The following is a 23,891-nucleotide window of genomic DNA, read 5'->3' as shown; positions in this document are numbered from 1 at the left end:
ATCTGAAATCCCCTCTCTAAAAAATTGCACATTCTCTGTGGGAGCGAGCAGGCACGCTCCCACACTGGATCTCAGCTACTCCAATGGCATTACTGTGACCCGAACCTCCGGGTCGTGGCTGCCACCGCCCAGGATCACTCCACGCAACGGCGACACATCGGAAAAATCCCGCCCCCAGGCCAGGGTGATGTGCTCCAGCGCCGGTTGCACATTGTTGGTCGGATCGAAATCTACCCACCCCAGCACCGGGCAAAACACCGACACCCAGGCATGAGATGCATCGGCGCCGATCAGCCGTGGCTGGCCCGGTGGTGGCTGGGTCAGCAGGTAGCCGCTAATGTACCGCGCCGCTAATCCCCGGGAGCGGACACAAGCGAGCATCAAGTGCGCAAAATCCTGGCAAACCCCGCGCCGCCTCTCCAGCACTTCCACCAGCGGCGTCGCCACTTGGGTCGCTTCGGCGTCGAAGGTGAATTCGCTGAAGATCTTCTCCATCAATGCCTGAACCCCCAGCAACAATGGCCGGCTAGGTGGAAAACAACTTTCGGAGAACTCGACGAAATTGCGCTTCAAATGCACATAAGGCGATTCGAACCGGTAACGACAGGCTTCCAGCAATTCAGGAGACAGTGGCTGACTGCTGTAAGTCAGTGCGTTGCAGGTCTCTTCCCAGGCCGGCGATTGATTGAAGTCCAACGATGGTCGGGCCAGCACTTCGACCGTCAGGCTGGCATTGACCAGCAACTCATCATGGGGCCGCTCGAATGCCAACCGGGTCAGCGGATTACCAAACACGTCCAGCTCATCCCGGCGCGAGGTCGGGTCGGGACTGATCTGCAATTGCTGATCGATGCAGCGCTGCCAAACGCAGGCCCGCGGCCACAGATGCGCCAGCTGCTGGGCCAGGGATACCGAGCTGTCATAGTGATAATGGGTGTCATGGAAAATCTGGTAATGGGCACTCATCAGACGGACACCGTGCGTTGGCTGACATCATCGACATGGGCGAAATGGCGCAAGGCGAGGCGATCCGACACTTGTCCGCTGGCATCGGCGATCTCCTGCAACAGATCGGCTAGCCCCTCTATGGCGGCGTGAATACTGGCCTCGCCAAACAGCGAGTTTTCCAGGCAACCCAGATCGAAGCGCGCCAGCCGCTCTACCAACTGCGGCAGACCTGTTTCACGCGGCGCACTAAAGTCGTCGTTCAAGCGCTTCAACGTGCGGGTCACCAGCTTCAACTGGAACAGCACCGCGTGAGGGTTCTGCTCGTCGAGCAACAACAGGTCCAGCACCGGGATTAATTGCGCCACCGCCAAGTACCGCGAGCGGTAAGTGATGCTGCTGTTGCCCAGTTCCAGCAGCCATTCCAGCCCGACCTGATCACCCCCCCCCGCACCACGCAGAAACGCCGCCAGGCTGCCACTGAGAAATTGCAGCCGCTCGATCCGTCGTCCGATCATCAGGAAACGCCAGCCTTCGTCCCGGGTCATGTCGTCGAGGGCAAAACCGGACAGTGCCGCCAGCGACATCACCAACCGGTTGAGGAAATCCAGCAACTCGCCGAAATCCGGCTCGTCGGTTTCCAGCGCCATGGCTTCGCGCTGCAACTCGACCAGCGCCTGCCAGTTCTCTCGCGAGAGCTTGCCGCGTACTTGCGACGCCGCCCACTGCAAGCGTTGCAGGTTGGAGCGTAGGCTGAACGGCCAATCATCGCCAAGCAGCGCCGCCAGCAATCGCTCCGGCAACTCACCCTCCTCCGGCAACAGATTCAGACGCTCACCGAGATCGACCGCCGCCTGCAAGGCTTGCGGGTCATCGCCATCGACATAGCGCGCGAGCATGATCCGCAATAATCGCGCGCTGTCATCGCAGCGCTCACAGTAACGGCCGAACCAGAAAAGGTTCTCGACCACCCGCGATGGCAGATACGGATCGCGTCGTACCAGATCGTGAACGCCAATATTGCGCTGGGCTTTCCATTGTTCGCCGCTGGGCGGGCGATCGCCCAACACCCAAGTGTCCTTGCTGGCGCCGCCGCGCTGCATCGACACCACTTCGGCGTCGGCTTCGGCGGCAACCCGGGTCAGCCCGCCGGGCAGTACTCGATAGCCGTCCCGACTGGCCACCGCATACACGCGCATGCCAATGGCCCGCGGTTGCAACTGACCACCTTCGGCCTGCCAGATCGGCGCTTGGGACAGTTGCGCCAATTCTTGCGCAACATAGGCATAAGGCCGTGCCTGCATGCGCTCAGCCAAGGCTTGACGCTGTTTTTCACTCAAATCACGACCAAACACCGGGGCGAAGCTCTGCGACGGAAACGCCGGTTTTATCAACAGCTCTGGCAGTTTTTCCAGGGCCTGGGCCAGCACCGGCGCTTCACCGCACCACCAAGTCGCGATGGACGGCAGGATCAGCTCTTCGCCGAACAGATACTGATTAATCTTCGGCAGGAAACCCAGCAATCCCGGTGACTCCAGCACGCCGCTGCCGAGGGCGTTGGCCACCAGCACCCGGCCCTGACGCACCGCTTCGAGCAGCCCCGGCACGCCGAGGGCCGAGTCGGTGCGCAGCTCCAGGGGGTCGCAGAAATCATCGTCGAGCCGACGCATGATCGCGTGAACCCGACGCAGGCCGCTCAAGGTTTTCAGGTAGACCGTGGCATCCCGAACGGTCAGGTCGCCGCCCTCCACCAACGGATATCCGAGCTGACGAGCCAGGTACAAGTGTTCGAAATAGCTTTCGTTGAAACGTCCTGGCGTCAGCAGCACCACCAGTGGCGCTTCGTCATCTCTCGGCGCCTGACGGGCGAGCGTTTCCTGGAGTGTGCGGAAGAATCCTGCCGGGTGCTGCACCTTCAAATCGCGGTACAACTCGGGAAAGGCCCGGGACACGATGGTGCGGTTTTCCAGGGCGTAACCGGCACCGGATGGCGCTTGAGTCCGGTCCGCCGTCACCCACCAACGACCGTCAGGTGTGCGCGCCAGATCCACGGCATACAGATGCAGAAAGGTCCCATCGGGCGGCGCAATGCCCTGACAGGGCCAGAGGAAGTTGTTGTGACCGAACACCAGCTCTGCCGGCAACAGGCCTTCGGCGATCAAGCGCTGAGGGCCGTACAGGTCCGCCAGCACAGCATTGAGCAACCGCGCCCGTTGAGCGATCCCGGCCGATAACTGTTCCCACTCATCGGCGGCAATCACATGGGGCAGCAGGTCCAGCTCCCATGGCCGGTCGGCGCCCTTGGGGTCGGCGTAGACGTTATAGGTCACGCCGTTTTCCTGAATCTGCCGAGTCAGCAACGCCTGACGCTGCACCAGTTGTGCTGGCGTGCTGCGTTGTAAATGATCGAATAGCCGCCGCCAGTGCGGTCGCACGGCACCGCTGTCATCGAGCAGTTCGTGATAAGTGCCCGCGGTCAGCGGGTAGCAGTCAAGCAAGTCAGGCATGGAAAGCTCGGCAGACAGCAAAGAACAGTCAGACTAACGCACGCTCATGACGCCCGGACAGACGAAAAATCCGAGCGTCGCGTAGGGTTTAGAAACGTCGCAAATCGAGAGTCATCGGTAGCTCGTCGTTAATTTCCAGATTCGGTATAGGAAGTTTCCCCGGCGTATGTCCGATGCGGAAGAATCGCGCCATACGCCGGCTCTCGGCCTCATTGGCGTTCACCGGAAGGCTGTCGTAGTTACGCCCGCCCGGGTGGGCGACGTGGTACTGACAACCGCCCAGCGAACGCCCCATCCAGGTGTCGAGCACGTCGAACACCAGCGGCGCGTGGACCGGGATGGTCGGTTGCAGGCAGTTGGCCGGTTGCCAGGCGCGAAAGCGTACGCCGGCGACGAATTCACCAACCCGCCCCGTGGATTGCAATGGCACCGGAATGCCGTTGCACGTCAGCAGATAACGCTGGGGCGGCAGGCCGCTGAGCTTGACCTGCAAACGCTCCAGCGACGAATCCACATAACGCACCGTGCCACCTGCCGCGCCTTCCTCGCCGAGTACATGCCAAGGCTCCAGCGCCTGACGCACTTCCAGTTGGATGCCACTGACCGCGTAGTCGCCGACCTTGGGAAAACGGAATTCCAGATGCGCCGCGAACCACTCGGCCCGCACGGGGTAACCGGCGGCATTGAGATCAACGATCACATCAGCGAAATCCTGCTCGATAAAGTGCGGCAACAGGAACCGGTCGTGTAGCTCTGTGCCCCAGCGCGCCAGTTTCGGCGGTGCATAAGGCTCGCGCCAGAACCGCGCCACCAACGCCCGCAGCAACAATTGCTGAGCCAGGCTCATGCGCGCATGGGGCGGCATTTCAAAGGCTCGCAGCTCCAATAAACCGAGGCGCCCGGTGGCGCCGTCCGGCGAATAGAGTTTGTCGATGCAAAACTCGGCGCGGTGGGTGTTGCCGGTCACATCGATCAACAGGTTGCGCAACAACCGGTCGACCAGCCATGGCGGACATTCTTCGCCCGGTTTCGGCATTTGTGCGAAGGCGATTTCCAGTTCATACAGCGAATCGTTGCGCGCCTCATCCACCCTCGGCGCTTGAGACGTCGGGCCGATGAACAATCCGGAAAACAGGTAGGACAAGGACGGATGGTTGTGCCAGTAACTGATCAGGCTGCGCAGCAAATCGGGACGGCGCAGAAACGGTGAGTCAGCCGGAGTCGCGCCGCCCAATACGAAATGGTTGCCGCCGCCGGTCCCGGTGTGTCGACCGTCGATCATGAATTTCTCGGTGGTGAGTCGAGTCTGGCGCGCCTCTTCGTAAAGAAACTCGGTGCGCTCCACCAACTCATCCCAGGTGGCGGACGGCTGGACGTTGACCTCGATCACGCCCGGGTCCGGGGTAATGCGGAAGTTGCTCAAACGCGGATCACTCGGCGGTTCATAGCCTTCCAGCAACACCGGGCAATGCAATTCCTCGGCGGTGGCTTCAATGGCGGCGACCAGCTCCAGATAGTCCTCGACCCGCTCCAGTGGCGGCATGAACAGGTACAACCGGCCTTCTCGCGCTTCGGCGCAGAACGCGGTGCGGGTCAGCCAATCGGCGGACTCATCGATCTTTGGCGCACGCTCGTCGGCGGTTTGCGGTTGAGCGTGATGCTGTAGCTGGTCGGTGCCCGGCAGCTCAGGGAAATCCTGATTCGGGTCGACAGGGTGAATGAACGGGTACTCCGCTGCCTTCACCCAGGGCTGCGAACCGAGTGGCAAGCGATACCCCAGCGGCGAATCCCCCGGCACCAATCGGCAATGTTCTTCCCGCAGATACCAGCGACCGCTCTGCCATTGATCGCCCTTGGCGGTGCGCGCCAGCGGCAGGACCTGACCGATGACTTTGTCCAGGCCTTGGCTGAAGACTTTGCGCAGGCGCGCACGCTCCAAAGGTTCTTCCAGCCGTGAGTCTTCGGCGCAGACGTTCTGCGGCAATGCGCCTTCGCGCCAGAGGTAATAGAAATTGTCTTCGTAGGCCGGGAACACAAAGCGCGTCGGAATTTTCAGGCGCTCGGCGACACTCGCCAGAAAACGCCCGGCCATTTCACCATCGGCGCCGTAGTCTTCCTGCTCATCGGCGATCAGCGCGCTGTTGTGCCAGATCGGCACGCCATCGCGGCGCCAGTAGCCATTCAGCGACCAGCGCGGCAATTGCTCACCGGGGTACCACTTGCCCTGACCAAAATGCACGAGCCCCTTGGGCGCGTAATGTTTGCGCATGCGTTGAAACAGTTCGGCAGACAGACGACGTTTGTCGGGCCCAAGCGCCGCGGTATTCCACTCGGCGCCGTCCGGGTCATCGATGGAAACGAAGGTCGGCTCGCCGCCCATGGTCAGGCGCACGTCACCTTCGAGCAGGTCGGCATCGATCTGCCGACCCAATGCCTGAATCGCCAGCCACTGGTCATCGGTGTAGGGCTTGGTAACCCGCGGCGCTTCCCAAATCCGCTCGACCGACATCTCATGGGTGAATTCGCACTCGCACGGTTCCACCAAGCCACTGATCGGTGCCGCAGAGGACGGATCGGGACTACAGGCCAACGGAATGTGTCCTTCACCGGCAAACAGCCCGGAAGTCGCATCCAGGCCGATCCAGCCAGCACCGGGCAAATAGACCTCGCACCAGGCGTGCAGGTCAGTGAAGTCCACTTCGGTACCCGAGGGGCCGTCGAGGCTTTTGACATCGGCGGTCAACTGAATCAGGTAACCGGAAACAAATCGCGCCGCCAGGCCAAGGTTGCGCAGCAATTGCACCAGCAACCATGCCGAATCGCGGCAGGAGCCGGAGGCATGCTCGAGCGTGTGTTCCGGGGTCTGTACGCCTGGCTCCATGCGAATCAGGTAGCCGATGTCTTCGCTGAGGCGCTGGTTGAGCGCGACCAGGAAATCCACACTCGGCAGCGGCGTGCGATCGATGCCATCCAGATAGGCCTTGAATGTCGGCGTCAGGGGCAAGGTTTCCAGGTACGGCGCCAGCTCTTTGCGCTCATCCGCGGCATAGGCGAAAGGGATCTTTTCGGCGTAGGGCTCGAGGAAGAAGTCGAACGGATTGAACACCGCCATCTCCGCCAGCAAGTCGACCTCGATCCGCAGCTCATCGGTTTTCTCCGGGAACACCAACCGCGCCAGGTAGTTGCCTTGGGGGTCCTGCTGCCAGTTGATGAAATGCTGCTCGGGCGAGACTTTCAGCGCATAGGACAGTATCCGCGTGCGGCTGTGGGCAGCCGGGCGCAGGCGAACGATCTGCGGACCGAGCTCGATGGCGCGGTCGTAGCGGTAATGCGTGACGTGATGCAATGCGACATGAATCGACACGGCGGCCTCCTGCGAGCCAGGGCATGGACACAGAGCGCGCAAGACTTATGCCAGAGCGGCCGTCATTGCGCTTTATCAACAGACCCGGTGCAGTACAGCACCAAAACGGCGCCGTGGCTGCGGTTATAGTGCAAGGGCTGCACATATTTGTGGCGCACGTGTGAGGGGCGGGTGCTGAATCCACCCAACTAACGGTCTTTGTGCTTTGCAATAACAGCTTGGCGCAAGTGACGTACTTCAAGCAGCTTCTGGCGCATCTCGCGGTGACGCTTGCTGTTGAGCAACAATAGCGCCAGCAGTGGGAACAGCAACGTCACAGCATAAGTCAGGGGATGCACCTCATATGCAATGGTGGGCAATACCCCAAGAAAACAAAGGGCCAGAAGCACGACCAGAGGCCGCACCCATTGCGGACGACCGCGCGCGATCATGAAATGGCAGTGCACGACGATGAGGGTCAGCGCGATCCCCCCGAAAAAAGAGTACTTGGCGTTGTCAGCCAACGGAAGGTTTCGAAAATAGCTTTCGAAAAACAAAGGCACCGCAAAGACCAGGGTAAAAATTGACGCGAATATTGCCCCCATGAAGACGGGGAAATACTTCGGTAGAAAACTGCGAATGCTGGGCAGCTCATTCATTGCTCAGCCTCCTCGTACAGACCTACGGCAATGGTGCGGACATTCCCCGAAATTGCACTGCCGGTAAAACCGATAGCGGCGCCCAAAGCGTCTTTTATCTGAGTGACCGTTGCATGCTTGACCTCGGTGGGCGTGAAACGCTTGGGCAATTCACCCGACAACTGCTTCAACTTGATCATCTTCGACGTCAAGCGCGGGTCGTTGATGCTCAATAGTTCTTTCGTCAGTTTGGCACGTTCCTGTCGATTCAGACCCCTGAGCACTTCCCTGACACTTTTCCCGGTCGTGGCCTTATTCAGCCTGACCAGTTTGAGCGTTGTCAGCGAGGATGCTCCTACCCCGACCAAGGACGCAGCATCCAGCGCAATCATGGTGTACTGGTACCACTCTTCGCTGTCGAGCTGATCGTTACGGGCAGGGTTGACGATCTCATTGCGGGTCCGATAGCCGCTGGCAAAACACTGCACTGAGCTGGCAGCCGCAGCGGTATAACCGAGCGCAGCGACCACAGTACTTGCCCCTGCCGAAAACGGAATAGCCACGGAGCCACTGAGCACTACGATCCAGCCGATCACTGCACCCGCGCACGATAAGGTGGTGTTAACTGCCTCACCAACCAGGCGTGATTCGCGAGGATTGTCCTGCACCTGCTGGGCGAATTGCGCAGGCGCAATGTACTTTTGCGCTTCGCGCAAAATGATTTTCTTGGGCCTGATACTGCAAATCGGCTGGAACTCGCGCAGGGTCACTACGTTGAATTCGGCGTCGATGTACACCACGCCCGCGCCGACAATTCCGGGGTCGGCGTCAATGGCGGCGAACAGGCGTGGCAGGTTGATCTGGCTTTCGATGCGTTGGCGAGCCATGAACTGGGAGGGGCTGTAGTCCATGCCGATGCCCGGTAAGGGGTTACTCATGTGATCGTCCTTGAAAATCGGGGTGAGATCTTTATTGCCCGTGCCGCCGTCATCGCGGGCGAGTCCAGCTCCCACAGGGTTTGGCGTTGTTCAGGGAAATCGGTTTCCCGGGCAGTCATGAAGTGCGCGCCACCTTAGCAAACAGGTCGCACACTCGCCAGAAAACAAAACGCCAGCACTGAGGCTGGCGTTTTGCGATAGGGCGTGCAGATTAACGCGGCACGACTGGCTTGCGGGCCGGTTTCGGTCCCTTGCCTTTGGCCGCGTCCTTGCGCTCCTTGGCCGCCTGCTGATTGCGGGCAAACGCCGCAGCCTTGGCCTGTTCACGCTTGTCCCACGGATTGCCGCCGTCGCTGGCGCGCGGCGGCAAGCCAGTGTGCTGGGTCAGGATCTTGGTGGTCTTTTCTCCGGCCACTTTGTGGCTGCCGGCCGGTGTCGAGTTCTTGCGACGGGCGCTCTGGTAGCTGTCGGTCGCCGGCTGATGCAGCGGGATCAACTGGTTCTTGCCCGGCCCGATCAGGTCGGCGCGGCCCATGCGGGTCAGCGCTTCACGCAGCATCGGCCAGCCTTTCGGGTCGTGATAACGCAAGAACGCCTTGTGCAGACGACGCTGCTCTTCGCTCTTGACGATGGTCACGCCGTCACTCTTGTAAGTGACCTTGCGCAACGGGTTCTTGCCCGAGTGGTACATCGCGGTGGCGGTGGCCATCGGCGACGGGTAGAACGCCTGCACCTGGTCGGCACGGAAACCGTTGCCCTTGAGCCACAGGGCCAGGTTCATCATGTCTTCGTCGGTGGTGCCCGGGTGAGCAGCGATGAAGTACGGAATCAGGTACTGCTCTTTCCCGGCTTCCTTGGTGTACTTCTCGAACATGCGCTTGAACTTGTCATAGCTGCCGATGCCCGGTTTCATCATCTGGTTGAGCGGACCTTCCTCGGTGTGTTCCGGGGCGATCTTCAGGTAACCACCGACGTGGTGGGTCACCAGCTCCTTGACGTATTCCGGCGACTCGACCGCGAGGTCATAACGCAGGCCGGAAGCGATCAGGATCTTCTTCACACCCGGCAAGGCACGGGCGCTGCGATACAACTGAATCAGCGACGAGTGATCGGTGTTCAGGTTCGGGCAAATGCCGGGGAACACGCACGAAGGTTTGCGGCACGCAGACTCGATCTCCGGCGTCTTGCAGGCGATGCGGTACATGTTCGCGGTCGGGCCGCCGAGGTCGGAAATGACACCGGTGAAGCCTGGGACTTTATCGCGGATCTCTTCGATTTCGCGAATGATCGATTCTTCGGAACGGTTCTGGATGATCCGGCCTTCGTGCTCGGTGATCGAGCAGAACGTACAGCCGCCGAAGCAGCCGCGCATGATGTTCACCGAGAAGCGGATCATGTCGTAGGCAGGAATCTTTTCCTTGCCGTACGCCGGGTGCGGAACCCGTGCGTAAGGCATGCCGAACACGTAATCCATTTCTTCGGTGGTCATCGGAATCGGTGGTGGGTTAAACCACACGTCGACTTCGCCATGCTTCTGCACCAGCGCACGGGCGTTGCCCGGGTTGGTTTCCAGGTGCAACACGCGGTTGGCGTGGGCGTAAAGCACCGCGTCGCCACGGACTTTCTCAACCGATGGCAGACGAATCACGGTTTTGTCGCGAGTCATCTTCGGGCTGGCCAGGATCTGCACGACCTTTGCTTCGCTCGGGTCTTCAACCGGACCTTTTTCCTGCTCGATGGCGCAGGCCTGCGTGTCCTGGGTGTTCACGTACGGGTTGATGATCTTGTCGACTTTGCCCGGACGGTCGATGCGCGTGGAATCGACTTCGTACCAGTCTTTGGGCGTGTCACGACGAATGAACGCGGTGCCGCGCACGTCAGTGATGTCTTCGATCTTGTGACCGTAGGACAGACGCTGGGCGACTTCGACGATCGCACGCTCGGCGTTGCCGTAGAGCAGAATGTCAGCACAGGCGTCGATCAGGATCGAGTTGCGCACTCGGTCCTGCCAGTAATCGTAGTGGGCGATGCGGCGCAGGGAAGCTTCAATGCCACCGAGCACGATCGGCACGTTCTTGTAGGCTTCCTTGCAGCGCTGGCTGTAAACCAGGCTCGCGCGGTCCGGACGTTTGCCCGCCAGGCCACCGGGGGTGTAGGCGTCGTCGGAACGGATTTTCTTGTCGGCGGTATAGCGATTGATCATCGAGTCCATGTTGCCGGCCGCGACGCCGAAGAACAGGTTCGGCTCGCCGAGCTTCATGAAGTCGTCTTTGGACTGCCAGTTCGGCTGCGCGATGATCCCGACGCGGAAGCCCTGGGCCTCCAGCAGTCGGCCGATGATCGCCATGCCGAACGACGGGTGGTCGACGTAGGCATCACCGGTGACGATGATGATGTCGCAGGAATCCCAGCCAAGCTGATCCATCTCCTCCCTGCTCATCGGCAGGAATGGCGCTGGCCCGAAACATTCGGCCCAGTACTTGGGATAGTCAAATAACGGCTTGGCTGCTTGCATGTCGATAACCGGTGTTGGCTTTCATTGAATTTCGCGGGCGCGGAATATAGCACAAAATTTGATCAATTCCGACGGCTATGGTCGGAAATGTCGGTGGTTGTTTTGAGCATTGATCCTAAGGTCACGCCTCTGTGGCGAGGGAGCTTGTCGGAACGCCGCACCGTCCCGCTGGGCTGCGAAGCGGTCCCAAAATCTTGTGAGCGCTGCGCACTCAAGCGGGAGCAAGCTCCCTCGCCACAAAAGCTTCTTTGCCACAGGTTTTTGCCGGGTCACTCGTCGTCGAAGTTGTAGCTGCCCGGCGCCAGGTTTTCGAAGCGGGTGTATTTACCGATGAACGCTAGTCGTGACGTGCCGATCGGGCCGTTCCGCTGCTTGCCGATGATGATCTCGGCGATGCCTTTATGCTCGGTTTCCGGGTGGTACACCTCATCTCGGTACACGAACATGATCACGTCAGCATCCTGCTCGATCGCTCCGGATTCCCGCAAGTCGGAGTTGATCGGGCGTTTGTTCGGTCGCTGCTCCAGGGAGCGGTTGAGCTGGGACAGCGCCACTACCGGGCAGTTGAACTCCTTGGCGAGGGCTTTCAAGGAACGGGAGATCTCGGAGATCTCGTTGGTCCGGTTGTCGCCGCCGGAACCTGGAATCTGCATCAGCTGGAGGTAGTCGATCATGATCAGGGCTACGTCGCCGTGCTCACGCACCAAGCGACGGGTCCGCGCACGCATTTCTGACGGGCTGATACCGGCTGTGTCGTCGATGAACAGCTTACGATCGTTCAGCAGGTTGACCGCCGAGGTCAGGCGTGGCCAATCGTCGTCATCCAGGCGACCGGCCCGGACCTTGGTCTGGTCGATACGCCCAAGGGACGAAAGCATACGCATGATCAGCGATTCGCCTGGCATCTCCAGCGAGTAAACCAGTACGCACTTGTCGCTGCGCAACACGGCGTTTTCCACCAGGTTCATCGCGAAGGTGGTTTTACCCATGGACGGACGGCCGGCGACGATGATCAGGTCGGAAGGCTGCAAGCCGCTGGTCTTCTCGTCGAGATCGGTGTAACCGGTGGACAGGCCGGTGATGGCGTTGTCGGTGTTGAACAAAGTGTCGATGCGGTCGATAGCCTTGGTCAGCAGGTCATTCACGCTCACCGGGCCGCCGGTTTTTGGCCGGGCCTCGGCGATCTGGAAGATCTGTCGTTCGGCTTCGTCGAGAATTTCTTCAGCCGTACGGCCTTCCGGGTTGAAGGCGCTGTCGGCGATTTCGGTGGCGATGCCGATCAACTGCCGCAACGTCGCCCGCGCACGAACGATTTGCGCATAGGCCTTGATGTTGGCGACGGACGGCGTGTTTTTCGCCAGCTCACCCAAGTAACCGAGGCCACCGACCTGGGACGTCTGACCTTCCTTGTCCAATTGCTCGGCAAGGGTCACGACGTCGATCGGGGAGTTCTGATCGGCCAGTTTGGCGATCGCACGGAAGATCAAACGGTGATCATGACGATAGAAATCGCCGTCCGAGACCTGATCGAGCACACGTTCCCAGGCGTTGTTGTCCAGCATCAGACCACCGAGTACGGCCTGTTCGGCCTCGATGGAATGTGGCGGCACCTTCAGGGCAGCGGTTTGCAGATCGTATTGCTCAGGGGCGGAGATATCGTTCATGGCCACTTGGATTCTGGTTATGAAAAGCGGGAGTTGCAGAAAGACAAAGGGCACGACCTGTAAACAGGATCGTGCCCGATGTTACCGGCAAGCACCCGAAGGTACCAGCCGACAAGTGCTGCTTAAGCTGCTACCACGACAACGCGTACGGTGGCTTCAACTTCGGCGTGCAGGTGCACGGCTACGTCGAATTCACCTACGTTGCGGATGGTGCCGTTCGGCAGACGAACTTCGCTTTTTGCAACTTCAACGCCAGAGGCGGTCAGTGCATCAGCGATGTCGTGGGTGCCGATCGAACCGAACAGCTTGCCTTCGTCACCAGCGGTGGCAGTGATAGTCACTTCCAGCTCAGCCAGTTGGGCGGCACGGCTTTCAGCCGAAGTTTTACGGTCTGCTGCGGCTTTTTCCAGCTCAGCGCGACGCTCTTCGAACGCAGCCAGGTTGGCTGGGGTCGCAGCGGTAGCTTTGCCGTAAGGCAGCAGGTAGTTACGACCGTAACCAGCCTTAACGTTCACTTTGTCACCCAGGTTGCCCAGGTTGGTGACTTTTTCCAGAAGGATCAGTTGCATGTGAAAATCCTCTTAACTTTTAACCTTCACCGTTCGCGTTATCGGCATCTTTCGGTGCCGAACGACCGCGAAAATCAATCAGGCTGTCGACGATGGCCAAGACCACCAGCAACGGATAGATCAGCTGCATGAACAGCAACAGCGTGACGTACAACCCCACCAGCCAGAATTTGGCCAGTCGCTTTTGCGCCACCAGCCCGTGAATCAGGGCCAGCCCGGCGAACACCAGCGGTACACTGCACAACGGTGTCAACATGGCCATCTGCGAACCTAAGTTAGGCCCCAGAAGCATCAACACCAGCAGCAACATCGCCGGTAAAAGCGGGATTCGGATGGCGCGAAACTCGCGACCAAAACCACCCGGGTTGTACAACAACGCCTGCCAGTAGCGCCCGACAATCAGGCTCAGCACACTGACGATTTGCAACAAGGCCGCAATCAGGCCGGTCAGGACCGGTGCAATCAGGGACGCGAAACGCGCTTGCTCGTCTACCGACAATTGCTGGTAGACATCACCGAGTAGCGACGGCATGACTTTTATCAAAGCCTGCGCCAGCATCTCGATCTGGGGCGCAAAAGCCGCCCCCAGCACCACTGAAAACACCAATCCCATCGCTATGCTGACCAGCAGCACGCGGTTCCAGGACTCGCTTGCGCGCAAAACCAACGCAAGGCTCGAAGACCCCAGCAGCACCAGAAGTGCCCGTGGGTCGTCGGAGTAAAGCCACCAGATCAACGCCGGCAGCAGTCCCAGAGCAAGAACGCCCAAGGCGTCCTTCAATCCGCGCCGCAGGAGCACAAGGCATCCGGCGGCAGCACCCAACCAATACAACAGCGGCAATGTTGCGCATCCGGCCACTACCAGAGTGGCCTGCATACGGCCGCGCATGATGAACTCAGCTAAGGCGCGCATGCATTCAATCCTTTGCAACGTGTCGACTGCCCGGTCTCAGCGGCCGTGGCTGTCGGTGTAGGCCAGCAGGGCCAGGAAGCGGGCGCGCTTGATAGCGGTGGCCAGCTGACGCTGATAACGAGCTTTGGTACCGGTGATGCGGCTTGGAACGATTTTGCCGGTCTCGGATACGTAAGCTTTCAGAGTGTTGAGATCTTTGTAATCGATCTCTTTCACGTCTTCAGCGGTGAAGCGGCAGAATTTACGACGACGGAAGAAACGTGCCATTTGATAGGCTCCTTAAAAGGTCCGTGGATTACTCGTCAGCGTTATCGCTGGCGTCGCTGTCATCACCATCAACGCCTTCGGCGTCGGAGTGCTCAGGACGGTCGCGACGCTCACGGCGCTCACTGCGGTTTTCTTCAGCCTTGAGCATCTCGGATTGGCCGGTAACGGCTTCTTCGCGACGGATGACCAGGTTACGGATCACTGCATCGTTGTAGCGGAAGTTGTCTTCCAGCTCGGCCAGGGCCTTGCCAGTGCACTCAACGTTCAGCATCACGTAGTGAGCCTTGTGAACATTGTTGATTGCGTAGGCCAGTTGACGACGGCCCCAATCTTCCAGACGGTGGATTTTGCCGCCGTCTTCTTCGATCAGCTTGGTGTAACGCTCAACCATGCCGCCGACTTGCTCGCTTTGATCCGGGTGGACCAAAAAGATGATTTCGTAATGACGCATGAATGCTCCTTACGGGTTGTAGCCTGCCGCTCAAAAGCGGTCAGACAAGGAGTGAATGACACTTATGGACTTGCTTGCGATAGACACATGCGTGCCTGCCATCACAGCAAGGGGCGCAATTGTAGAGAAGGGACAAGAGAGGCGCAAGGCAATTGGTGATTATTTGAGCAACAGCTACAAGCTACAAGCTACAAGCTACAAGCTACAAGCTACAAGCTACAAGCTACAAGCGCGGACCGCTCTTAACTTGAGGCTTGCAGCTTGCAGCTTGTCACTTCCGCGAAGCGGCGGCTTTGACGCCGCGCTGGCGCAGGGCCTCGAACAGGCACACTCCAGTAGCCACGGACACATTGAGACTGCTGACACTGCCCGCCATCGGCAGACGCACCAGGTAGTCGCAAAGATCGCGAGTCAGGCGGCGCATTCCGCTGCCTTCCGCGCCCATGATCAGGATGGTCGGGCCGGTCAGGTCTTGCTGATACAGCTCCTGCTCGGCCTCGCCCGCCGTACCGACGACCCACAAGCCACGCTGCTTGAGCTTTTCCAGGGTGCGCGCCAGGTTGGTCACAGCCACCAACGGAATCACTTCCGCCGCGCCGCAGGCGACTTTACGTACCGTCGGGGTCAGGGTCGCTGACTTGTCCTTTGGCACGATCACCGCCAGCGCGCCGGCCGCATCGGCCGAACGCAGGCAAGCGCCGAGGTTGTGCGGGTCAGTCACGCCGTCGAGCACCAGCAATAGCGGCGCGCCTTCGGTACGATCGAGCAATTCGTCGAGCATCGCTTCGCCCCAGACCTGACTCGGACTGACGTCCGCGACCACGCCCTGGTGCACGCCCTCTACCCACGCATCCAGCTCACGACGCTCAGCCTGACCGACCGCTACGCGATTTTCGGCAGCGAGTGCGATCAGCGTCTGCACCCGCGGATCACTGCGGCCTTCCGCCAGCCAGATCTGCTTGACGCGTTTCGGGTGATGACGCAACAACGCTTCTACAGCGTGCACGCCATAGATCTTTTCCAACTGACTCATGACTTGGCCTTAGGTTTGCGCGCCCCGCCGCTTCTGGCGGCTGGAGCGGAACCCGCTTTTGGCGGGCCTTTACGGTGTTTGCTCGGTTTGGCTGGCTGGCCGCCGGAGGCCTTGTCAGGCGCCGACCGCCCGGTCTTTCCCCCTGACGCCGCCTTACCGCCGCTTTTCGCTTCAGACAGCAACGCCTGTTTCAGTTCACGACTTTTGCGCAACTCGGCATTTTTTGCCGCTGCATCGCTCGAGCGATAGGCTTCGACAGCCTTTTCCTTGGCAGGACGACGACCGGTTTTCGACGGTACCGGCTCTGCGGCGGTTTTGGCGGCAGGAGCTGCGGTTTCAGCGCCACGTTTTTTGCGGCCGATCGGCGCGCTGATGGTTTTTTCAGCCATCTCGAAGTCAATCTTGCGCTCGTCGAGATCGACGCGCATGACGCGCACTTCAACGGTGTCACCAAGACGGAAGCTGCGACCGGTACGCTCACCGGCGAGGCGGTGGTGGACAGGATCGAAGTGATAGTAATCACCCGGCAGCGCGGTGACGTGCACCAGACCCTCGACGTAAATGTCGGTCAGTTCGACGAACAGACCGAAACCGGTCACGGCAGTGATCACACCCGGGAACGATTCGCCCACGCGGTCTTTCATGAACTCGCACTTGAGCCAGTTCACCACGTCACGGGTCGCTTCGTCGGCACGGCGCTCGCTCATCGAGCACTGCTCGCCGAGTTGCTCCAGGGTCGCTTCGTCGTACGGGTAGATGCGCGCTTTCGGAATGATCATCGCGCCGGCACGGCGAACGTGCGGGGTGTCCATTTTCGAATGGATGACGCTGCGAATCGCCCGGTGCGTGAGCAAATCCGGGTAGCGGCGTATCGGTGAAGTGAAGTGGGTATAGGCTTCGTAATTCAGGCCGAAGTGGCCCTGATTATCGGCGCTGTACACCGCTTGGCTCAACGAACGCAGCATGACGGTCTGGATCAGATGGAAATCCGGACGGTCCTTGATGCTTGCCAGCAAAGCCTGGTAATCCTTCGGCGACGGACCATCCTTGCCTTTGTGCAGGGACAGGCCGAGCTCGCCAAGGAAGGCGCGCAGTTTTTCCAGACGCTCCGGTGGCGGGCCGTCGTGGACGCGATACAAAGCAGGGATTTCGTGTTTTTTCAGGAATTCGGCAGTGGCCACGTTGGCCGCCAGCATGCATTCCTCGATCAGCTTGTGGGCGTCGTTGCGAACGGTCGGACGAATTTCGGCGATCTTGCGCTCGGAACCGAAGATGATCCGGGTTTCCTGGGTTTCGAAATCGATCGCGCCGCGTACGTGACGGGCCGCCAGCAGAACCTTGTACAGCGAATACAGCTGCTTGAGGTGCGGCACGACGTCGGTGTATTCGCCACGCAGCTTGCGCGCCTCGGTGGCTTTCGGCGTCTCCAGCATGGCACTGACCTTGTTGTAGGTCAGGCGAGCGTGAGAGTGAATCACCGCTTCGTAGAAGCAATAATCGGTCATCTCACCGGATTTGGAGATGGTCATCTCGCAGACCATGGCCAGACGATCGACGTGCGGGTTCAGCGAACACAGGCCGTTGGACAGCTGCTCTGGCAGCATCGGAACGACACGCTCGGGGAAGTACACCGAGTTGCCACGAACCTGGGATTCGTTATCCAGCGCCGAACCGATTTTCACGTAGCTGGAAACGTCGGCAATCGCCACGTACAACTTCCAGCCACCGGAGAACAGGCGCAGCTTGCCCGGCTTGGCTTCGCAGTAAACCGCGTCATCGAAGTCGCGCGCATCTTCGCCGTCGATGGTCACGAACGGCAGGTGACGCAGGTCGATGCGCTTCTCTTTGTCCTTCTCTTCGACTTCAGGCTTGAGCTTGGCAGCTTCCTTGAGCACCGCTTCAGGCCAGACGTGAGGAATATCGTAGGTGCGCAGGGCAACATCGATTTCCATGCCCGGCGCCATGTAGTTACCCACGACTTCGACCACGTCGCCTTGCGGCTGGAAGCGTGGTGTCGGCCAATGAGTGATCTTCACTTCGACGAACTGACCGATCTGGGCGTTGGCGTTGCGGCCGGGCGTCACCAGCACTTCTTGCTGGATCTTCGGATTGTCCGCGACGACGAAACCGATACCGCCCTCTTCGAAGTAACGACCGACGATGGTCTCGTGGGCACGAGACACCACTTCAACGATCATGCCTTCGCGACGACCGCGACGGTCGAGGCCGGAAACGCGGGCCAGGGCACGGTCGCCATCGAACACCAGGCGCATTTGTGCCGGGCTCATGAACAGGTCGTCACTGCCGTCGTCCGGGACCAGGAAGCCAAAACCGTCACGGTGACCGCTGATGCGGCCCAGGATCAGATCGAGCTTGTCCACCGGCGCATACGTGCCGCGACGGGTATAGATGAGTTGAGCATCGCGCTCCATGGCGCGCAAGCGGCGGCGCAGGGCTTCGATCTGGTCTTCTGTGGTCAGACCAAACTCTTCGACCAGCTGCTCGCGGTTAGCAGGCGAACCTCGATCAGCAAGGTGCTGAAGGATCAGTTCGCGGCTAGGAATAGGGTTTTCATATTTTTCCGCTTCACGAGCGGCCTCGGGATCGAGGGATTGCCAATCGGCCATTAGAGAGTTTTCACCTTGTCTATATGCGGGTTAGTTTGGCATAGGCGTAATGAAACGGGAAATTTCAAGCTGTGACAGCCCATCTAAAGCCCTTTATCGACATCGCAAAGCTGATTTGAATGCCTCTTGTAAAATTTTCCAGGTTTTTTTGGCGACAGGGGTTTACAGTTAAAAAGACGCTCCGTATAGTGCGCGCCATCGACGACGCAGACGCGCTGCCGATACTGCCCAGATGGTGAAATTGGTAGACACGCCAGCTTCAGGTGCTGGTGACCGCAAGGTCGTGGAAGTTCGAGTCTTCTTCTGGGCACCAATTTAGAGCTTGAGATTAGAACAATTTCAAGACTCACACAAAAACCCGCGAAAGCGGGTTTTTGCATTACAAGCATCTGATTTATTAAATCCAAATCAGGGGTTTACAGATCAAAAGGCGCTCCGTATAGTGCGCCACATCAACAGCGGCAACGCTGAAGATACTGCCCAGATGGTGAAATTGGTAGACACGCCAGCTTCAGGTGCTGGTGACCGCAAGGTCGTGGAAGTTCGAGTCTTCTTCTGGGCACCAATTCAAATTCAAGGTCACGATCTTGAATTTCACAGAAACCCGCGAAAGCGGGTTTTTGCATTTCTGGCTCTCAGAAATAAAGCTTCGCGGGCAAGTCGGATCGCCGCCCGCTCACCCCTGCAATTGCGTAATCCTTATAGGAGCGAGCGGGCGGCGATCCGACTTGCCCGCGAAAGCGCCAGACCTGCAGAACGCAGAAAAAATTTAAGCCCTGAACTGCCCCAGGCTCGCCTTCAACTGCGCCGCCAAGCCATCCAGCACTTTGCCGCTGGCCGTGGTTTCCACCACCGCCTGAGCAGCCCTCTCAGCCTGCGCATGAATGGTCTCAACCCGCCCACGCACTGCCTGTGCACCTTGCGCCTGATGCGCCGCGGCCTGGGTCGCCAGACCGATCGCCGCATGCACCTGCTCGACCGACGCCTGCACCGACTGCTGCAACCGCGCACTGTCGCGCAACACCAACAAACCTTCGCTGGCCTGACGTCCAGCTTGACCAATCGCTGCAACAGCCTCCCGCGCGCCCCGCTGCAGCGCAACGATATGGGCCTGAATGTCGCCGGTTGAACTCTGAGTCTTGCTCGCCAGCGCCCGCACCTCATCCGCCACCACGGCAAACCCCCGACCGGTCTCGCCGGCACGCGCCGCCTCAATGGCCGCGTTCAACGCCAGCAAGTTGGTTTGCTCGGCGATCCCGTGAATCACCGTCAACACCACTTCAATCTGCTCACTCTGTTGCGCCAGGCGCTCAATGACTTTCGCGCCAGTGTCAACTTGTCCGGCCAACGCTTCGATCAGGCCGCCGACTTTCGCCGAGGTCCGAGTGTTTTCATCCGTGGCCTGGCGAATGTCCACCACTTGCTTCAAAGCAGCCTGCATGGCGTGGCTTTCAGACTGAGCTTCGTCAGCCATTTGCGACAACGCGCGCAAACTTTCAGCCACTTCATCGCGCTGCATGCCCGCCGCTGCATCCGCACCGGCATTGCGCAGGGTCATGGCGCCGATTTCCACGCCGGTACGCTGGGCCACATCGCCCGCCTCCCGCACGATCGGCTGCAACTTATCCACAAAGCGATTGACCGCCGAGGCCATGTCGCCAATCTCATCCTGGCTGTTGATCTGCACACGCTTGGTCAAATCGCCCTCACCTGCCGCCAGGTCATCCATGGCGGCGATCAGCAGCTTCAAGCGATTGACCACTCGCCGACCCAGCACCACCGCCAGCAACAACAGCACACCAAAACCCACCACCGCCAGCCCCATACCGATGCGCCAGCGCAAAGCCCCGGCAGCTTCCTGCACCGCACCAGTGGTATTGGCTTTCATTTCAGTGGCGGTGGACTGCGCCGATTGCAGACGTCCACGCATCGCCGCTGCGCTATCAGCTGCCGCGCCTTTGAGGCTGTCACCCACCAATTGATCGCTACTGGCGATCAGCGCCGAGAAGCGCTTGTCCAGCGCCGCCAGATCGGTTTCCACCGAGGCGGTCGAGACACCCATCAAAACCTTGCCGATCTCCACCCCATTGGGGTTGATCGAAGCTTCAAGGTAGTAGACCGACGGATCGCTCTTCGCCGCATCCAGCACCTTGTCCAGCGCCCGCTCACCTTGACCCTTTTCCAGAAGCGCCTTGTTGATCGGGTTCTCCCGGTTGAGGTAGCGCGTCAGGTGCTGGCCCGTGGCGTCGTCGTAGACCACGAACAACACATTGGGATTGCGCTGGGCACGGCGAGCGAATTCGGACAGGGTGGGAATGTCGCTGTCCCACATAGCGCGGGGTGCGACCGAGGCCAGAAGCTGTGCCATGTCGTTGGCCGAATCCTTCAGATCCTTTTCCAGCGTCGTACGCAGTTGTGCCTGCTCGTCCTTCAGACGCGAAGACAGCCCGACGGTCAAGCGCTGACGGGTACTGGTGGAGAGACTATCCAGACTCGACGTGACTTCACGGCCTGCCTGCTCAAGCTCACCAGAGAGCTTTTGGCTATCAGCGTCCAGCCGTGCACCCAGATCAGCCTCCAGCGCAGTCACGGTGCTCCGGGTCAGAGCGACAGCCACCAGCACCTGCACCAAAAGGGCGATACCAAGGGTAACGAACACGGGCCGCAAGAGACGGCTTTGTAACAGTGAGAGAACGGCCGACACTTTAAATCCCTCTGCTTGGGCGCCATTAAATTGATGGCACACTGGAAGCGATGCTTTTAACAAGATCACAGCAAAGGTCATGCCGTGCGACAGGCATAAACGACAAAGGCCCCAATTAAGGGGCCTTTGTGTTTTACATCAACGGCTTATTAAGCGAACGGATGACGCAGTACGATGGTTTCGTTGCGGTCCGGGCCCGTCGAAATAATGTCGATCGGCGCGCCGATCAGCTCTTCAACGCGCTTGATGTAAGCACGGGCGTTAGCGGGCAGCTCTTCCAGGGTTTTGGCACCCACGGTCGACTCTGTCCAGCCCGGCACTTCTTCGTACACCGGCTGCAGACCCATGTAGCTGTCAGCGTCAGTCGGAGCAACGTCCTTACCTTCTGCATCTTTGTAGCCGACGCAGATGTTGATGGTTTCCAGACCGTCGAGTACGTCCAGCTTGGTCAGACAGATGCCCGAGATGCTGTTCACATCGATAGCGCGACGCAGGATAACGGCGTCAAACCAGCCACAACGACGAGCACGGCCAGTAGTCGCGCCGAACTCGTGACCTTGTTTAGCCAGGTGCGCACCGACTTCGTCGAACAGCTCAGTCGGGAATGGACCCGAACCAACGCGCGTGGTGTAGGCCTTGGTGATACCCAGGATGTAGTCCAGGAACATAGGACCAACGCCCGAACCGGTAGCAACGCCGCCAGCGGTGGTGTTAGAGCTGGTCACGTACGGGTAGGTGCCGTGGTCGATGTCCAGCAACGAACCTTGGGCGCCTTCGAACATGATGTCTTTGCCAGCACGACGCAGGTCGTGCAGCTCGGCAGTCACGTCCAGCATCAGCGGCTTGAGCAGCTCAGCGTATTCTTTGCACTCGGCCAGGGTCTTGTCGAAGTCAATGGCTGGCTCTTTGTAGAAACCGACCAACATGAAGTTGTGGTATTCCACCAGCTCACGCAGCTTGGCTTCAAAGCGCGGCATGTTGAGCAGATCGCCTACGCGCAGACCGCGACGGGCAACCTTGTCTTCGTAAGCCGGGCCGATGCCGCGACCGGTGGTGCCGATCTTCAGCTCGCCACGGGCCTTTTCACGGGCCTGGTCCAGCGCTACGTGGTAGGACAGGATCAGCGGGCAGGACGGGCTGATACGCAGGCGCTCGCGCACCGGTACGCCTTTCTCTTCCAGCTTGATGATTTCCCGCAGCAGGGCGTCAGGTGCAACCACCACGCCGTTGCCGATCAGGCACTGCACGCCTTCGCGCAGCACGCCCGACGGGATCAGGTGCAAGACGGTTTTTTCGCCGTCGATCACCAGGGTGTGGCCAGCGTTGTGGCCACCTTGGTAGCGCACCACGGCGGCAGCATGTTCGGTCAGCAGATCAACGATCTTGCCTTTGCCCTCATCACCCCATTGGGTGCCCAGGACTACGACATTCTTACCCATAACACTTGTCCTCATTCGCGCAAACTTGGTGCCGGCGGCGGCCGGCAGGAAAACTCAAGAAGCCAGCGGCAATACTTGCCAAAGCCCGTTCTGCTGAATCAATTGCCGGTCGCAGTCCGCTTCACGGGCGGCGGCCAAAGGTTGCCCAGGCAACGCCTGAACGACACGCTGACCCTCACTGCGCAACTCGCAAACCTGCTGCCAGAGTGCTGCATCCGTACTGTCAGGCATCCAGATACCGCCAGACGGTAGCTCGATTTCAGCACGCCCCAGGGTCACCAGGGTTTTCAAATCGGTAGAGAAACCCGTTGCCGGACGGGCACGACCGAAGTCGGCGCCGATGTCGTCGTAACGACCACCCTGAGCAATGGACTGGCCAACACCCGGCACGAACACGGCGAACACTACACCCGTGTGGTAGTGATAGCCGCGCAACTCGCCCAGGTCGAAATACAGCGGTAATTCCGGGAAACGCGTGGACAGACGTGCGGCAATCGCCAGCAAATCGTCCAGAGCCGCCAACACGGGTGCCGGCGCATTGGCCAGACGCTCACGCGCTGCACTCAACACTTCACGACCGCCACACAGGTCGACCAGCGCACGCAGCATGCCCGACAGATCGGCGGGCAGGCCTTCGGTCAAGGTAATGACCTCGTCGATGGCTTTACGTTGCAACGCGTCGAACAACTGTTGCTCGACTTCGCCGGACAAACCGGCGGCGCGGGCCAGGCCGCGATAGATACCGACATGACCCAGGTCCATGTGCACATCCGGCACATCGGCCAGTTGCAGCATGGCCAGCATCAGGCTGATGACTTCCACGTCACTGCTCGGGCTGGCATCGCCGTACAACTCGGCGCCCAGTTGAATCGGGCTGCGCGAGGACGACAAGGCGCGCGGCTGAGCATGCAGCACGCTGCCGGCATAACACAAACGGCTCGGCCCTTCGCGACGCAGGGTGTGCGCATCGATGCGCGCCACTTGCGGCGTGATGTCGGCACGGAAACCCATCTGCCGGCCCGACTGCGGGTCGATGACCTTGAAGGTACGCAGATCGAGGTCAGAACCTGCGCCGGTCAGCAGGGATTCCAGGTACTCGATATGGGGAGTCACGACAAACTCGTAACCCCAGCTCTGGAACAGATCCAACACCTGGCGACGCGCTACTTCGATGCGCGCAGCTTCTGGTGGCAGTACTTCTTCGATGCCATCTGGCAGCAGCCAGCGGTCTACCGTTGCCATTACGCCATTCCCCTATGATCCGGGCGACAAGCCTTTGGGCGAGCCTTGAGTGAAGCAGAAAATGATCGGCTCATGTGCAAACCACGCGCATGAACA

The 23,891-nt window shown here is 59.8% G+C and carries 16 protein-coding genes and 2 tRNA genes; 2 read left to right on the top strand and 16 right to left on the bottom strand.

Translation table 11 applies throughout. The features are described 5' to 3' along the window. Nucleotides 1–75: 75 nt before the first annotated feature. The 13 genes from LOY56_RS02570 to rnr form a co-directional block, all read right to left on the bottom strand. Nucleotides 76–966 carry a transglutaminase family protein gene (locus tag LOY56_RS02570; protein ID WP_258619463.1) on the bottom strand — a complete coding sequence of 297 codons (891 nt, stop codon included), beginning with the start codon at nt 964–966 and terminating at the stop codon, nt 76–78. Then, nucleotides 966–3,452, bottom strand: coding sequence for a circularly permuted type 2 ATP-grasp protein (locus LOY56_RS02565; protein WP_258619461.1), 2,487 nt, complete (start codon nt 3,450–3,452; stop codon nt 966–968). Before LOY56_RS02565 ends, LOY56_RS02570 begins: the two co-directional genes overlap by 1 nt. Nucleotides 3,453–3,540: 88 nt before the next feature. Next, nucleotides 3,541–6,816 (bottom strand): DUF2126 domain-containing protein, encoded by a 3,276-nt coding sequence (locus LOY56_RS02560; protein WP_258619459.1) that lies wholly within the window; start codon nt 6,814–6,816, stop codon nt 3,541–3,543. Between the two features lie 188 nt (nt 6,817–7,004). Beyond that, a complete protein-coding gene (locus LOY56_RS02555; RefSeq protein ID WP_258619458.1) occupies nt 7,005–7,454 on the bottom strand; it encodes a hypothetical protein in 450 nt (149 codons plus the stop codon). Then, complete coding sequence (locus tag LOY56_RS02550) at nt 7,451–8,371, bottom strand: NAD synthetase (RefSeq protein WP_258619456.1); 921 nt, start codon at nt 8,369–8,371, stop codon at nt 7,451–7,453. The genes LOY56_RS02555 and LOY56_RS02550 overlap by 4 nt, the downstream gene beginning before the upstream one ends. A 211-nt stretch (nt 8,372–8,582) precedes the next feature. Further along, entirely contained in the window at nt 8,583–10,886 is a 2,304-nt protein-coding gene (locus tag LOY56_RS02545) for a YgiQ family radical SAM protein (RefSeq protein WP_030128321.1), read from the bottom strand. 269 nt (nt 10,887–11,155) lie between these two features. After that, complete coding sequence (gene dnaB / locus LOY56_RS02540) at nt 11,156–12,550, bottom strand: replicative DNA helicase (RefSeq protein WP_109627711.1); 1,395 nt, start codon at nt 12,548–12,550, stop codon at nt 11,156–11,158. 122 nt (nt 12,551–12,672) lie between these two features. Continuing rightward, the gene (gene rplI / locus LOY56_RS02535) at nt 12,673–13,119 is read right to left on the bottom strand and encodes a 50S ribosomal protein L9 (RefSeq protein WP_008035347.1); all 447 of its coding nucleotides are present in this window, start codon (nt 13,117–13,119) and stop codon (nt 12,673–12,675) included. Nucleotides 13,120–13,138: 19 nt separating this feature from the next. Continuing rightward, nucleotides 13,139–14,032, bottom strand: coding sequence for a hypothetical protein (locus LOY56_RS02530; protein WP_007902692.1), 894 nt, complete (start codon nt 14,030–14,032; stop codon nt 13,139–13,141). 36 nt (nt 14,033–14,068) lie between these two features. Continuing rightward, nucleotides 14,069–14,299 (bottom strand): 30S ribosomal protein S18, encoded by a 231-nt coding sequence (gene rpsR / locus LOY56_RS02525; protein WP_002551829.1) that lies wholly within the window; start codon nt 14,297–14,299, stop codon nt 14,069–14,071. Between the two features lie 28 nt (nt 14,300–14,327). Beyond that, a complete protein-coding gene (rpsF, locus tag LOY56_RS02520) occupies nt 14,328–14,750 on the bottom strand; it encodes a 30S ribosomal protein S6 (protein WP_007902678.1) in 423 nt (140 codons plus the stop codon). Between the two features lie 271 nt (nt 14,751–15,021). Beyond that, the gene (gene rlmB, locus LOY56_RS02515) at nt 15,022–15,783 is read right to left on the bottom strand and encodes a 23S rRNA (guanosine(2251)-2'-O)-methyltransferase RlmB (protein WP_258619437.1); all 762 of its coding nucleotides are present in this window, start codon (nt 15,781–15,783) and stop codon (nt 15,022–15,024) included. Next, entirely contained in the window at nt 15,780–18,410 is a 2,631-nt protein-coding gene (gene rnr, locus LOY56_RS02510) for a ribonuclease R (protein WP_258619436.1), read from the bottom strand. The genes rlmB and rnr overlap by 4 nt, the downstream gene beginning before the upstream one ends. A gap of 226 nt (nt 18,411–18,636) precedes the next feature. On the opposite strand from rnr, the gene LOY56_RS02505 reads away from it, so the two are divergent. Continuing rightward, nucleotides 18,637–18,723: transfer RNA gene (locus LOY56_RS02505), tRNA-Leu, on the top strand. 165 nt (nt 18,724–18,888) lie between these two features. Further along, nucleotides 18,889–18,975, top strand: a tRNA-Leu gene (locus LOY56_RS02500). Between the two features lie 204 nt (nt 18,976–19,179). Here LOY56_RS02500 and LOY56_RS02495 read toward each other — a convergent pair. The 3 genes from LOY56_RS02495 to LOY56_RS02485 all read right to left on the bottom strand — a co-directional run bounded on the left by LOY56_RS02495 (nt 19,180) and on the right by LOY56_RS02485 (nt 23,795). Continuing rightward, a complete protein-coding gene (locus tag LOY56_RS02495) occupies nt 19,180–21,114 on the bottom strand; it encodes a methyl-accepting chemotaxis protein (RefSeq protein WP_258619435.1) in 1,935 nt (644 codons plus the stop codon). A 149-nt stretch (nt 21,115–21,263) separates the two neighbouring features. Further along, nucleotides 21,264–22,553, bottom strand: coding sequence for an adenylosuccinate synthase (locus tag LOY56_RS02490; RefSeq protein WP_030128327.1), 1,290 nt, complete (start codon nt 22,551–22,553; stop codon nt 21,264–21,266). 54 nt (nt 22,554–22,607) lie between these two features. Next, on the bottom strand, nt 22,608–23,795 hold the full coding sequence (locus LOY56_RS02485) for an ATP phosphoribosyltransferase regulatory subunit (RefSeq protein ID WP_258619434.1): 1,188 nt from the start codon (nt 23,793–23,795) through the stop codon (nt 22,608–22,610). Between the last annotated feature and the right edge of the window lie 96 nt (nt 23,796–23,891).

The organism is Pseudomonas sp. B21-048 (assembly GCF_024748615.1).
GTDB lineage: Bacteria > Pseudomonadota > Gammaproteobacteria > Pseudomonadales > Pseudomonadaceae > Aquipseudomonas.
This window is presented reverse-complemented; position numbering and strand designations above follow the sequence as displayed.

Coding starts and splice junctions, on each gene's coding strand:
- dnaB (WP_109627711.1), bottom strand. CDS start 12,550: ATGAACGATATCTCCGCCCCTGAGCAATACGATCTGCAAACCGCTGCC.
- LOY56_RS02565 (WP_258619461.1), bottom strand. CDS start 3,452: ATGCCTGACTTGCTTGACTGCTACCCGCTGACCGCGGGCACTTATCAC.
- rlmB (WP_258619437.1), bottom strand. CDS start 15,783: ATGAGTCAGTTGGAAAAGATCTATGGCGTGCACGCTGTAGAAGCGTTG.
- LOY56_RS02570 (WP_258619463.1), bottom strand. CDS start 966: ATGAGTGCCCATTACCAGATTTTCCATGACACCCATTATCACTATGAC.
- LOY56_RS02485 (WP_258619434.1), bottom strand. CDS start 23,795: ATGGCAACGGTAGACCGCTGGCTGCTGCCAGATGGCATCGAAGAAGTA.
- rpsR (WP_002551829.1), bottom strand. CDS start 14,299: ATGGCACGTTTCTTCCGTCGTCGTAAATTCTGCCGCTTCACCGCTGAA.
- LOY56_RS02490 (WP_030128327.1), bottom strand. CDS start 22,553: ATGGGTAAGAATGTCGTAGTCCTGGGCACCCAATGGGGTGATGAGGGC.
- LOY56_RS02550 (WP_258619456.1), bottom strand. CDS start 8,371: ATGAGTAACCCCTTACCGGGCATCGGCATGGACTACAGCCCCTCCCAG.
- LOY56_RS02545 (WP_030128321.1), bottom strand. CDS start 10,886: ATGCAAGCAGCCAAGCCGTTATTTGACTATCCCAAGTACTGGGCCGAA.
- rplI (WP_008035347.1), bottom strand. CDS start 13,119: ATGCAACTGATCCTTCTGGAAAAAGTCACCAACCTGGGCAACCTGGGT.
- LOY56_RS02530 (WP_007902692.1), bottom strand. CDS start 14,032: ATGCGCGCCTTAGCTGAGTTCATCATGCGCGGCCGTATGCAGGCCACT.
- rnr (WP_258619436.1), bottom strand. CDS start 18,410: ATGGCCGATTGGCAATCCCTCGATCCCGAGGCCGCTCGTGAAGCGGAA.
- LOY56_RS02555 (WP_258619458.1), bottom strand. CDS start 7,454: ATGAATGAGCTGCCCAGCATTCGCAGTTTTCTACCGAAGTATTTCCCC.
- rpsF (WP_007902678.1), bottom strand. CDS start 14,750: ATGCGTCATTACGAAATCATCTTTTTGGTCCACCCGGATCAAAGCGAG.